Origin of the sequence: Bhargavaea cecembensis (genome assembly GCF_001619585.1) — a bacterium.
Taxonomy (GTDB): Bacteria; Bacillota; Bacilli; order Bacillales_A; family Planococcaceae; genus Bhargavaea; species Bhargavaea cecembensis_A.
In genome coordinates, this window is the sequence record NZ_LQNT01000001.1 from 171,590 (window position 1) to 183,845 (window position 12,256).

Here is a 12,256-nt window from a genome sequence, read left to right on the forward strand (position 1 = left end):
CCGTGATGCCCGGTTGTCATGCTTTCCAGCAAAACACACAAGCGATTGTGTGACACAGAGGGGAAAGCCGGCATCATCCTCCGCATACGGGAGCAGGAACTGCCTGCTCGTGCGGAATAACCCAACTTGTAAGAACAGCGCCCACTGTCCGTTTTAAAAAACGGAAAACCGGACGCTTATTTGACATTGACTAATATTGGAGGAATTGAATATGTGCGGAATTGTAGGCTATATCGGAAAATCAGATGCCAAGGAAATTTTGTTGAGAGGGCTGGGAAAGCTCGAATACCGCGGATATGATTCTGCGGGAATCGCTGTGGCAAACGGAGAAGGGGTATCGCTCTTCAAGTCGAAGGGCCGAATTGCCGACCTGCGGGCCATCGTTGATGAATCGGTTGAAGCCCATACCGGAATCGGCCACACACGATGGGCGACACACGGTGTGCCGAACGTGAAAAATGCACACCCCCACCAGGATATTTCCGGGCGTTTCACGCTCGTCCACAATGGGGTCATTGAAAACTATGAAAAGCTTTACCGCGAGGAACTTGCCGATGTACAGCTGGTCTCGGATACCGATACTGAAATTATCGTCCAGCTGATCTCCAAACTGGTGTCTGAAGGGATGAAAACGGAAGAGGCGTTTGCAGAGGCACTGGGTATGCTTCACGGTTCTTATGCCATTGCCCTGCTGGATGAAGAAGAGCCTGACACAATCTTCGTCGCCAAAAACAAGTCGCCGCTTCTCGTAGGCCTGGGAGAAGGATTCAATGTGGTCGCATCCGATGCGATGGCGATGCTTCAGGTAACCGACCAGTTTGTTGAACTGCATGACCGTGAATTGGTGATTGTCACGAAAGAACATGTCCGGATCAGGACGATTTCCGGAGAAGCCATCAGCCGTGAACCGTATACGGCAGAATTTGATGCTGCGGATATCGAAAAAGGCACTTACCCCCATTACATGCTGAAGGAAATCGACGAACAGCCTGCGGTTCTCAGGAAGATCATCCAGGCCTATCAGGATGAAAACGGCAAGCTCAGTCTGGAGCGGGAAACTCTCGAGGCAATCAACCATGCGGACCGGATCTATGTCATTGCCGCCGGAACAAGCTACCATGCGGGTCTCGTAGGGAAGGAATACTTTGAAAAGCTTGCCGGTGTGCCGACTGAGGTCCATATCTCCAGCGAATTCGGCTACAACATGCCGCTGCTTTCCGAAAAGCCGCTGTTCGTCTTTATCTCCCAATCGGGGGAGACGGCAGACAGCCGCCAGGTGCTGGTCAAGATCAAAGAGATTGGCCATCCGTCCCTTACCGTGACGAACGTTCCGGGCTCGACCCTGTCGCGAGAAGCGGATCACACGGTCCTGCTTCATGCCGGTCCGGAAATTGCGGTGGCTTCCACAAAAGCCTATACTGCACAGGTTGCGGTGCTCGCCATACTCGCGGCCCTTGCTGCTGAAGCGAAAGGCAAAGAGATCGGTTTCGACCTGGTCCAAGAGCTCGGAATTGCCGCGAATGCCGTTCAGACGATGATCGTAAGGAAAGAGGAAATGGAAGGCCTCTCCTTCGATTTCCTCGAACTGAGCCGGAACGCTTTCTTTATCGGGCGCGGCCTCGATTATTTTGTCAGCCTGGAAGGGGCACTCAAGCTCAAGGAAATATCTTATATTCAGGCAGAAGGGTTCGCCGGAGGGGAACTGAAGCACGGGACCATTGCCCTCATTGAGGAAGGCACGCCTGTGTTCGCGCTTGCCACTCAGGAAGCCGTCAGCCCGAATATCCGTGGCAATGTAAAAGAAGTCGGTGCCCGTGGGGCCAAGTCGTGCATCATCTCGATGGAAGGCATTGAGGAGGAAGGGGACCGGATCGTCATCCCGTCCGTTCACCCGATGCTGACACCGCTTGTCTCGGTCATTCCGCTACAGCTGATCAGCTACTATGCAGCTCTCCACCGCGGGTGTGACGTGGATAAGCCGCGCAACCTGGCGAAATCCGTCACTGTAGAATAACTTTAAGAAAAGGCGATTTGAGGCTCCGGTAAGTTTTCCGGGGTCTTTCTTTATATAAGCCCGCATGCCTGATCACATTCGGAAAAGGGAGGGATGGGATGCTTGAAATAAATCCTGAGGATTTTGACTTGAAGCCTGCAATGGCAACCATCCACTGCGAGCCTGATTGGAGTTGGAAGAGAAGAAATCAGCCCATGCCAAATTTCGATCTGTTCTATGTATGGAACGGAGCAGGTACTGTCTTATTAAACAAAAAGACTTACGAAGTGGAGAAGGGCCATTGCTTCCTGTTCCGGCCGGGCGATGAGATTGAAGCCTTCCATGATGCCCAGAATCCTTTAGTGCTGACTTATATACATTTCGACCTGGCAAACAACCCAAGGCTGCTTCCGGGTCCGCACAGAGTTTTGGGGGACCCGATCAGCTTTGAGTCATTGCTCAGCCGATATGTCCGGCTGTTTCTGGTCCACACCTATGGCGCCGAAACAGAAGGAAAACTGATTCTCAAACAACTCATGATCCATCTCCTGAGGGAAGAACACGAATCCTTATCAAAAGTGATGAACAGAAGCAGCCGGCAACTTGAGGAGTCCATTCTTGAAATAGCAAACTATATCCGGCAACATCCGGCTGAACCGCATACGGTCAGAGACCTGGCGGAGCGGGCTCATCTTTCCGAACGCTATTTTTCCCGGAAATTCAAACAGATTATCGGCCACACCGTTAAATCCTACGTGGTCCACTGCAGAATCAAACGTGCCGAGCATCTCCTTCACTTTACGGGAATGAATGTAACCGAAGCTGCACGTGCGCTTGGTTATCGGGATCTTCATTTTTTCAGCCGGCAATTTAAGCAATATACCGGAAAGAATCCATCCGATATCCGGTAACATATGGCTATGACAAGAGGCTGAATGGAGTCTGACGAGAAAGACTCCGTTCAGCCTTTTTCGTGTGTACTGGAGAATCTTTGCCGAAAAAGTGCAAACCTTTATTCAAAACCTTTAAAGACTTTTCCTTTTAATCGCAATAACATAAAACTGAGAAAACCAGTCGGAACGGAGGCGAATCACGATTTGAATGATATCCGGAACCAGTTTGCCGAACGGATCGGAGGTGCCCGATTCGGTACGGGAACCGAGGTTTATAAATTCGAGAAAATCAAACAGGCCAAGCGGGAAGCGCTTCGAAGAAATTCCGGCAAAGTTCTGATTGACCTCGGTGTCGGGGAGCCGGATGCCATGGCTGATGATGGTGTTCTTAGAGAATTGATGATTGAAAGCAGGAAACCGGAAAATCGATTTTATGCCGACAACGGAATCCCGGAATTCAGGCAGGTTGCTGCGGCTTATATGCATGAAGTGTTCGGAGTGGCCGGCCTGGATCCGGAAACTGAAATCAACCATGTAATTGGGACAAAATCTGCCCTGGCCATGCTGCCTCAGGTGCTGATCAACCCCGGAGATGTGTCGATCGTCACGAGCCCCGGATATCCGGTACTCGGAACCCAAACCCGATATCTTGGAGGGGAAATCGCTGAACTTCCGCTCCTTGAAGAAAACGGTTTTCTGCCGGATCTTCAAACTTTGTCAGAGGAGACATTGAAGAGAGCGAAGTTGCTTTACCTGAACTACCCGAATAACCCGACAGGCGCGGTGGCCGGCATCGATTTCTTTGAAGAGGTCATCCGTTTCGCCAAAGACCACGAACTGATCGTCGTCCATGATGCCGCCTATGCAGCCCTGGTTTTTGACGGCAACAAACCGCTCAGTTTCCTGTCAGTCCCAGGTGCGAAAGAAGTTGGCGTGGAACTTCACTCGCTTTCCAAGTCATTCAATATGACGGGGTGGCGGATCGGTTTTATCGCGGGAAACGCCAGGCTGATATCTGCCTTCGCGGCAGTGAAAAACAACTATGATTCAGGTCAGTTCATCCCGATCCAGAAAGCGGCCGCCTATGCACTGGCCCACCCGGAAATCACGATAGAAACGGCTGAAAAGTATTCGAGGAGACACGAACAACTGTCATCCATCTTGCGTGAAAGCGGATTGGACGCCGTTAAACCCAAAGGGTCTTTCTTCCTCTATGTAAAAGCGCCTGCCGGAGTCGAGAGCGGACCAACATTTGAAGATGCCGAAGCATTCAGCCACTATCTGATCCAAGAGCACTCCATTTCAACTGTGCCCTGGGATGATGCGGGATCGTACGTGCGCTTCTCGGTGACCTTTGAAGCCGATGGACCGGAAGGAGAGCAAATAGTTCTGGATGAAATCAGAAACAGGCTCCAATCATGCCAATTCTTCTTTTAAGGAGGTGAGGAAGTGAAATTCACGAAGATGCACGGACTCGGGAACAATTATGTAATCTTCAACCAACTGGATGACCCGGGCAATGTCCTTGAGGAGAATCGGTATTCTGCACTATCCAGGAAGGTATCAGAAATTAATTTTGGAATCGGATCTGACGGAATCATCCTGATCGGCGAGTCGCAAAAGGCGGATTTTAAAATGAGGATATTCAATGAGGATGGATCGGAAGCCAAAAACTGCGGAAACGGCCTGCGCTGCGTGGCGAAATACGTTTTCGACCACGGATACACCATCCGGCCTCACTTCACAATCGAGACTTTGGGTGGCGTTGTAAGTGTAGAGGTGGAAGAAGAAAGAGTGGCAGAGAAGCCTCAAGTAAGCTTTGTGACGGTGGACATGGGCGAACCCGGATTGAGGAAGCGGTCGATCCCGATGCATGGAAATCCGGATGACCGGGCCATCAATGAATTCCATGTTTTTGGAGAACAATCACTGTGCCTCACCTGCGTTTCTATGGGAAATCCCCATGCCATCATCTTCACCGAAGACGTGCAGGCCGTACCAGTGGAGCGGCTCGGCCCGGTAATCGAGCATTCCAGCCTGTTTCCGGAACGGGTGAATGTGGGATGGGTGCAGATCAAAGGCCCCCGGGAAATCGGGTACCGAGTCTGGGAAAGGGGCTCCGGGGTCACGATGGCATGCGGCACAGGTGCATGCGCAGCCGTCGTCGCCGCAACGTTGAATGGTTTTGTGGATCCGCATCAGCCCATTACCGTTCATTTGCCCGGTGGTGATCTGGAGATTATCTGGGACGAAAATGGGCACGTCAGGAAAAGTGGGGAAGCCGCCTATATCTGCTCAGGGGAGCTCATTGCCTGAATCAACTAAAAGAAAAGGAGCTGGGGGAATGGATAAACAGCGAGTGATGGAAATGGTGAAGGAAGAGAATGTGCGGTTCATCCGCCTTCAGTTCACGGATTTGTTCGGATCGATCAAAAATGTGGAAATCCCGGTCAGCCAGCTCCCGAAAGCATTGGATAATAAAATGATGTTCGATGGCTCCTCGATTGAAGGGTTCGTTCGGATCGAAGAATCCGATATGTATCTGTGTCCAGACCTCGACACATTCGTCATCTTCCCGTGGACGTCCGAAAAAGGCAAGGTGGCCCGTCTGATCTGCGACATCGCCCATCCCGACGGCAATCCATTTGAAGGGGATCCACGCGCCAATCTCAAGCGGGTGCTGAAAGAGATGGAAGAACTGGGTTTTACCCACTTTAATCTTGGTCCTGAACCGGAGTTCTTCCTATTTAAACTTGACGCAAACGGGAAGCCGACCCTCGAACTCAATGACAGCGGAGGCTATTTCGACCTGGCACCGACCGATCTGGGGGAAAACTGCCGCCGGGATATCGTACTTGAACTCGAAGAGATGGGCTTCGAGGTGGAAGCTTCCCACCATGAAGTGGCTCCCGGCCAGCATGAGATCGACTTCAAGTACCAGTCAGCACTAAAAGCCTGTGATGATATCCAGACGTTTAAACTGGTTGTCAAAACGATTGCCCGGAAACACGGACTCCTGGCAACCTTCATGCCAAAGCCGCTGTTCGGCATCAATGGCTCCGGCATGCACTGCAACCTGAGTCTCTTCAAAGGGGAAGAAAATGCGTTCTATGACCCGCACGGTCCGATGGAAATGAGCGATACCGCCAGGCACTTCCTGGCCGGCATCCTGAAGCATGCCCCAAGTTTTACTGCCATTACGAATCCGACAGTCAATTCCTATAAGCGGCTCGTTCCGGGCTACGAGGCGCCCTGCTATGTGGCATGGTCCGGAAGAAACCGGAGCCCGCTCATCCGGATTCCGGCATCGCGGGGTCTGAGCACCCGAGTCGAAGTGCGAAGCGTGGACCCGTCCGCGAACCCCTATCTGGCGATGGCCGTTCTTCTTTCAGCCGGGCTGGATGGGGTCAGGAATCAACTAAAGGCTCCGGAGCCGATCGATCAGAACATCTACGACATGTCCCGGAAGGAGAGAAGAGAAAACGGGATTATCGACCTTCCGTCCACGCTGGCCCATGCCCTGGAACTTCTGAAGAAAGATGAAGTGATCGTCAAAGGTTTGGGGAGCCACTTGTTTGAACACTTTGTGGAGTCCAAGGAAATTGAATGGGATCTATTCCGCACACAGATTCATCCTTGGGAGCGGGAACAATATCTGACTCAATATTGAGCCGCGGCAGCCTGTGAAAACATTATGGAAAGAGTGAGCAAGAATGTGTGGAATAACCGGTTGGGCAGATTGGCAGCGGGATCTCAGACAGCAAGCACCGGTGATACAGTCAATGGCCGCCACACTATCAAGACGCGGGCCGGATGCCCTGAACATATGGTGTTCCCGGCATCTGGCCCTTGGTCACACACGCCTGACCGTCGTCGACCCTGCCGGCGGGTCGCAGCCGATGACCAAAGTATCACAGGGACGCACTTACCGGATTGTTTACAATGGTGAGCTTTACAACACAGAGGAAATCAGAAAAGAACTGATCGTCAAGGGGTATCCGTTCCACTCCCGTTCCGATACGGAAGTGCTGCTGACCGCCTATATCGAATGGGGAGATCGTTGCCTGGAGCGGCTGAACGGAATTTTTGCCTTCGGTATATGGGACGAATCGATGGATCGGCTTTTCCTTGGGAGAGACCGGTTGGGTGTGAAGCCGTTATTCTATCATGAAGATGCCGATTCCCTGATGTTTGCTTCAGAGATCAAAGCGATTTTGGAACACCCGGAGATAAAAGCCGAAATAGACCGTGCCGGGTTAAGAGAGGTATTCGGATTGGGTCCGTCACGCAGTCCGGGAAACGGCATCCTTCGTGGAATCGAAGAGCTTCCGCCGGCTCATGCCATGGTTTTTGACAGAAGCGGCCTCAGAAAATGGCGTTACTGGAATGTGGAAAGCAGGAAGCATAACGATAGTCTGAACGAAACACTGGAAAGGGTTTCGTTCCTCGTGAAAGATTCAATCAGTCGGCAGCTCATAGCAGATGTTCCGGTCTGCACCTTCCTGTCGGGAGGATTGGATTCCAGCATTATCACTGCGGTTGCTGCCGGACGATTCCGTGAGGAAGGCAGAGGACAGCTGAACACGTATTCGATCGACTATGACCAGAACCGGCACTATTTCAAATCAAGTGTTTTTCAGCCGGATCAGGATGCGCCATGGATTGATAAAGTGTCTGACTACATCGGTACGGCACATCATGCCAAGGTGATTGATCATCAGACACTGGTTAACGGGCTGGACAGGGCGGTACGAGTTCGTGATCTCCCCGGAATGGCGGATGTGGACGCTTCTCTCCTGTGGTTCTGTGAGCAGATCCGGCAAGACCATACAGTCGCCTTGTCGGGAGAATGCGCGGACGAAATTTTTGGAGGGTATCCTTGGTTTCACAGGTCTGACCTCCTACAGAATAACCGGTTTCCGTGGATGACATCGCAGGAAGAAAGGGCAGGATTGCTGCTTGAGGGTTGGCAGAAGAAACTTTCGCTCCAAGAGTATGTCAGGGAATGCTATGACCGGACAATTGCCGAGGTACCGGGTCTTGATGGAGAGGATTCGACAGAAGCCCGGCGACGAGAAATGTTTTACCTGAATATGACATGGTTCATGCAGACTTTGCTGGAGCGGAAAGACCGGATGAGCATGGGGGCAGGTCTGGAAGTCCGTGTTCCGTTTGCCGATCACCGACTCGTCGAATATGCCTGGAACATTCCATGGGACATGAAAATGCTGGAGGGCCGAGAAAAGGGGCTTCTGCGAAAAGCGATGGAAGGAGTTCTCCCCAAGGAAATTCTCAACCGCAAAAAAAGTCCGTATCCGAAAACCCATCACCCTGCATACATGATGCTTGTAAAGGAAAAGCTGCAGGGCATTCTCGAGCAGCCTTCACCGCTTTGGGAGATTGTGTCAAAGACAAAAGTCAGAGAGATCCTCGATTCAGACGGCTCCTCTTTCAAGGCGCCTTGGTTCGGCCAGCTGATGACCGCACCCCAACTGATCGCACATCTTTCACAGATCCATACATGGCTTGACCATTACAGCATTGATATTATCGAAAGCTGAACAGAGCAGCAGGACATGTTCCTGCTGTTTTTCCCGTTATAGAAACTGCCCTTGATGATTTTTTGGTGTAAAGTGAATCTAAATGAGACGAATGGAATGAAAGGATGAACAGGTCAGCGTTCATGACGATGTGTTGGAACCGTCCGGGGGCCGAGCTGGAGACCAGTTGGTGGTGCCCGTTGATGACAGCTCAATGCCGAATCTGGAGGGATGAAAATCTGTCTGAGGTTGAGCAATAGGGTCAATCGGGAATACAGTAATCAGGGAACTCATTACGAAAAGAGGTAGAAGCATACATGAAACTAGTAGGTGTTTCCGGTGCACTTGCCGGTGGAAAAACATCTGTAGCTGTGGGCAGTGTTCTGGCTGCAGCCCGTCATCTGGATTCGAGTATAGACACGGAATTAATAGACCTGAGGGATTACGAAATTGATTTTGCAGCCGGGCTACCCTTGGCGGCGTACAATGAGGACACCTGGAACGTCGTCAAAAAAATCCAATCTGCAGACTTTCTTGTGTTCGGAACCCCCATCTATCAGGCATCTCTTACAGGAGCCTTAAAAAACCTGTTCGATCACTTGCCGGAACATGCTTTCAGAAACAAGGTGACTGGAATGGTTGCAACAGGGTTGACGGAGAAACATTTCCTGGTGCTGGAATATCATCTTGGATCGATCCTTTCGTATTTCAAAGGCCTGATTCCCACAGACAATGTTTTTATATTGAATGACTATTTTGATCCCGAGACGGATGAAATAATGGACAAACGAATGATGGAGCGAATCCGTAAAATGGCTGAAGAAATGATTGATTTACAACGCGGACTCATGAACAGGGACTGATCTCCTTCATGTGCCTGACACAATTATATAATCAATGGGAGGGGTCGAAATGGAAGTAGAGCGCTACCTTCAGCGGATCAATTGGAGTGGCCCCGATGAAGTGAATTTGGAGACTCTTCTTCAACTTCAGGAGCATCATATGCTGCATATTCCTTTTGAAAATCTGGATGTGATTCGAAAAGTCCGGATTCCGCTTGATGTGGAGGCTTATTTCAGGAAAGTGGTTTTAAATCATCGGGGCGGTTTTTGCTATGAGCTGAACGGATTATTTAACTGGCTGCTACAGAGTTTAGGTTTCAATAGCCGGCTGGCATCTGCAACAGTCAGACGGCCGGATGGCGGCTGGACGCTGTCCGGAAGTCATGCCTGTGTGATTGTTGAAATGGAGAAGCCCTACCTTGTCGATGTCGGCTTCGGTGATTCGGTCAGGGTGCCGCTTCCTTTAACAGGGGAAGAGAGGAATGACGTCAGCGGAACTTACCGGCTCGCAAAATTGGAGGACGGGTGCTTTGATCTCCAGAAATGGCAGAATGAAAACGGTTGGGAGACGCTGTATCGCCTCGATACGGATCTGAGATCACTAAATGATTTTGATGAGGTCTGCCAGTACAACCAGACTTCACCTCAGTCCCCTTTTACAAGGCGGCCACTTGTTACGTTGGCGACACCAGACGGCAGGCTGACACTGTCAGGGAACACATTGACGACGACAAGCCTTGATAAAAAACATAAAACAGTCATCGACGACAAGGACATGCCCACAGTTCTGCAACAGGATTTTGGAATTGATCTGGACCGGTGATGGTGAAGTGGGGGATAAAGATTGGGAACAGTGACGGTTTATCAATATGATGCTTTCAGCACTGAGCCGGACAAGGGGAATCCGGCGGGAGTGGTATTGAGAAGTGAAGGTTTGACTGACTCCGACATGCAGGAAATCACGGCTAGAGCAGGATACAACGAAACAGCATTTTTACTGGATTCGGATCAAGCAGACTTGAGGATCCGTTATTTCACTCCAGGCTATGAAACAGATCTTTGCGGCCATGCGACCATGGCGATGATCTTCGCACTCGCCAGCAGGGGTGAATTGGACGGAAAAGAGCAGCTGACGATCGAGACCAAGGCGGGGATTCTGCCTCTCAGAATCAGCAGAAACCATGACGGTGAATGGGCCATTACGATGAAACAGGCAGCTCCGAAGTTCATTGAATTCGGGGGCTCAAAAGAAGTATTGATGCATTCGATCGGATTAAAGGAATCCGATCTTCATCCGACTTTGCCTATCCTTTACGGAAGCACGGGAAGCTGGACACTTCTCGTTCCGGTAAAACATCTTTCAGTGTTTAAAGAGATGAAGCCGGATAATCAACGATTCCCGGAAGTGCTGCAAGAAGTGCCGCGTTCATCCATTCATCCATTTTGCCTGGAAACCTACGATCCGGCTGCGGATATGCATGGCCGGCATTTCAGCTCACCTTTTGCCGGAACGATTGAAGATGCCGTCACAGGCACAGCCTCCGCAGTCATGGGCGCTTACTATGCGAAGTACATCACTTCCGGATCTTCTGATCTGGATCTCTTGGTTGAGCAGGGACAGGAAATCGGAAAAGATGGACGGGTTGCTGTCCATATCTCGAACAGTCAGGAGACAATGGATGTACAAATCACAGGAAAAGCCGTGTATGTGAAAGAGCTGCAAATTTCGTTACCTTAAAAAGATGATCTTGGGAAAATCCCAAGATCATCTTTTGACTTTTGCGATACCATTTCGCATTTATTCCAGGGCCTGCAATAAATCTTCTTTAAGGTCTTCCACGTGCTCGAGTCCGACTGAAACACGCAGCAGATTGACAGGAGCAACAGCATGGACGCCTTCAATTGAAGCCCTGTGCTCGATCAGGCTGTGTGTTCCGCCAAGGCTTGTTGCCCGGATAAACAATTTCACTTTTGCAGCGACCTTCATGGCCGCTTCCTGTCCGCCTTTTACCTGGAAGGACAGCATGCCGCCAAACGAACTCATCTGCTTTGCCGCAATTTCGTGTCCCGGATGTTCAGAAAGTCCAGGATAATGGACGGCTTCCACATTTGGGTGCTGTTTCAGGAAGTCCGCGATTTCCGCAGCATTTGAACAGTGGGTCGCCATGCGCTGAGGAAGCGTTTGAACGCCCCGCAGGGCCAGCCAGCATTCGAACGGGGAGGGGACAGCCCCTTTTGCCTGTTGGGCTGCCTTTAATCTGGCCAACATCGGGCTTTCGGATTTTGCAGTGACTGAACCAAGGAGCAGATCACTGTGTCCACCGATATATTTGGTCACTGAGTGAAGGGAAAAATCCACGCCCAGGCTCAGGGGGTTCTGAAGAACCGGGGTGGCCCATGTGTTGTCCACCACGGTATATGCGCCCGCTGCGCTGGCCAACTTTACAACTGCCTCAATATCCGTCACTTTCAGTTGGGGGTTTGAAGGCGTCTCCATCCAAACAAGACCGGTCGGTGCCTGTTTGATCGCTTCTTCAACTTGAGCGAGATCTGTCATGTCAACGAATGCAACATCGAAGTGGGTGCCGATATCCGTGTCTGCAAGCAGGGAACGGATTCCGTGATACATATCATCCGGCATGATCATGCGTCGGGGTTTATCGGCAGGGAGTGCTTCGATTAAAGTGGAAATGGCCGCCATGCCAGATCCGAAGGTCACCGTGTCGATCCCATTTTCGAGTGATGTCAGGCATTCTTCAAGAGCCCGCCGATTTGGATTATCAATCCGGCTGTAAATGAATTCATTCGGATAAGAGCCGTCTCCAGATCTCTCATAAGTTGATGAAAGGTGGATGGGCATCGTGACCGCGCTTGTTGACGGATCAACCGAACGTCCGGCGTGAATCGCTTTTGTTTCAAAACGCATATAAAGGCCTCGCTTTCCTGTTATGTATGAAGAGATGAATTTGTGTGATTCAAATTACGCTC

The 12,256-nt window shown here is 50.8% G+C and carries 10 protein-coding genes; 9 read left to right on the top strand and 1 reads right to left on the bottom strand.

Going from position 1 to position 12,256, the window contains the following annotated elements:
• The first annotated feature begins 211 nt into the window (after positions 1 to 211).
• The 9 genes from glmS (at position 212) to AV656_RS00940 (ending at position 11,006) form a co-directional block, all read left to right on the top strand.
• Entirely contained in the window at positions 212 to 2,014 is a 1,803-nt protein-coding gene (gene glmS / locus AV656_RS00900; protein ID WP_063177913.1) for a glutamine--fructose-6-phosphate transaminase (isomerizing), read from the top strand.
• A 98-nt stretch (positions 2,015 to 2,112) separates the two neighbouring features.
• Entirely contained in the window at positions 2,113 to 2,904 is a 792-nt protein-coding gene (locus tag AV656_RS00905; protein ID WP_063177915.1) for a helix-turn-helix domain-containing protein, read from the top strand.
• 186 nt (positions 2,905 to 3,090) lie between these two features.
• Complete coding sequence (locus AV656_RS00910) at positions 3,091 to 4,323, top strand: LL-diaminopimelate aminotransferase (RefSeq protein ID WP_063177917.1); 1,233 nt, start codon at positions 3,091 to 3,093, stop codon at positions 4,321 to 4,323.
• Between the two features lie 27 nt (positions 4,324 to 4,350).
• Positions 4,351 to 5,202 carry a diaminopimelate epimerase gene (dapF, locus tag AV656_RS00915; RefSeq protein ID WP_063178854.1) on the top strand — a complete coding sequence of 284 codons (852 nt, stop codon included), beginning with the start codon at positions 4,351 to 4,353 and terminating at the stop codon, positions 5,200 to 5,202.
• Between the two features lie 28 nt (positions 5,203 to 5,230).
• Positions 5,231 to 6,556 carry a type I glutamate--ammonia ligase gene (gene glnA, locus AV656_RS00920; protein ID WP_063177919.1) on the top strand — a complete coding sequence of 442 codons (1,326 nt, stop codon included), beginning with the start codon at positions 5,231 to 5,233 and terminating at the stop codon, positions 6,554 to 6,556.
• A gap of 43 nt (positions 6,557 to 6,599) precedes the next feature.
• Complete coding sequence (asnB, locus tag AV656_RS00925) at positions 6,600 to 8,447, top strand: asparagine synthase (glutamine-hydrolyzing) (protein WP_063177921.1); 1,848 nt, start codon at positions 6,600 to 6,602, stop codon at positions 8,445 to 8,447.
• A 296-nt stretch (positions 8,448 to 8,743) separates the two neighbouring features.
• A complete protein-coding gene (locus tag AV656_RS00930) occupies positions 8,744 to 9,289 on the top strand; it encodes an NADPH-dependent FMN reductase (RefSeq protein WP_063177923.1) in 546 nt (181 codons plus the stop codon).
• Positions 9,290 to 9,338: 49 nt separating this feature from the next.
• Positions 9,339 to 10,091, top strand: coding sequence for an arylamine N-acetyltransferase family protein (locus AV656_RS00935; protein WP_063177924.1), 753 nt, complete (start codon positions 9,339 to 9,341; stop codon positions 10,089 to 10,091).
• Positions 10,092 to 10,112: 21 nt separating this feature from the next.
• Entirely contained in the window at positions 10,113 to 11,006 is an 894-nt protein-coding gene (locus AV656_RS00940; protein WP_063177926.1) for a PhzF family phenazine biosynthesis protein, read from the top strand.
• Positions 11,007 to 11,066: 60 nt separating this feature from the next.
• On the opposite strand, the gene AV656_RS00945 is transcribed toward AV656_RS00940, so the two are convergent.
• Positions 11,067 to 12,194: a trans-sulfuration enzyme family protein gene (locus tag AV656_RS00945; protein ID WP_063177928.1), complete on the bottom strand. Its 1,128-nt coding sequence runs from the start codon at positions 12,192 to 12,194 to the stop codon at positions 11,067 to 11,069.
• Between the last annotated feature and the right edge of the window lie 62 nt (positions 12,195 to 12,256).

What these genes read in the sequence shown, in the direction of transcription:
- glmS (WP_063177913.1), top strand. Translation starts at nt 212, where the DNA reads ATGTGCGGAATTGTAGGCTATATCGGAAAATCAGATGCCAAGGAAATT.
- AV656_RS00945 (WP_063177928.1), bottom strand. Translation starts at nt 12,194, where the DNA reads ATGCGTTTTGAAACAAAAGCGATTCACGCCGGACGTTCGGTTGATCCG.
- glnA (WP_063177919.1), top strand. Translation starts at nt 5,231, where the DNA reads ATGGATAAACAGCGAGTGATGGAAATGGTGAAGGAAGAGAATGTGCGG.
- AV656_RS00935 (WP_063177924.1), top strand. Translation starts at nt 9,339, where the DNA reads ATGGAAGTAGAGCGCTACCTTCAGCGGATCAATTGGAGTGGCCCCGAT.
- AV656_RS00905 (WP_063177915.1), top strand. Translation starts at nt 2,113, where the DNA reads ATGCTTGAAATAAATCCTGAGGATTTTGACTTGAAGCCTGCAATGGCA.
- AV656_RS00930 (WP_063177923.1), top strand. Translation starts at nt 8,744, where the DNA reads ATGAAACTAGTAGGTGTTTCCGGTGCACTTGCCGGTGGAAAAACATCT.
- asnB (WP_063177921.1), top strand. Translation starts at nt 6,600, where the DNA reads ATGTGTGGAATAACCGGTTGGGCAGATTGGCAGCGGGATCTCAGACAG.
- dapF (WP_063178854.1), top strand. Translation starts at nt 4,351, where the DNA reads ATGCACGGACTCGGGAACAATTATGTAATCTTCAACCAACTGGATGAC.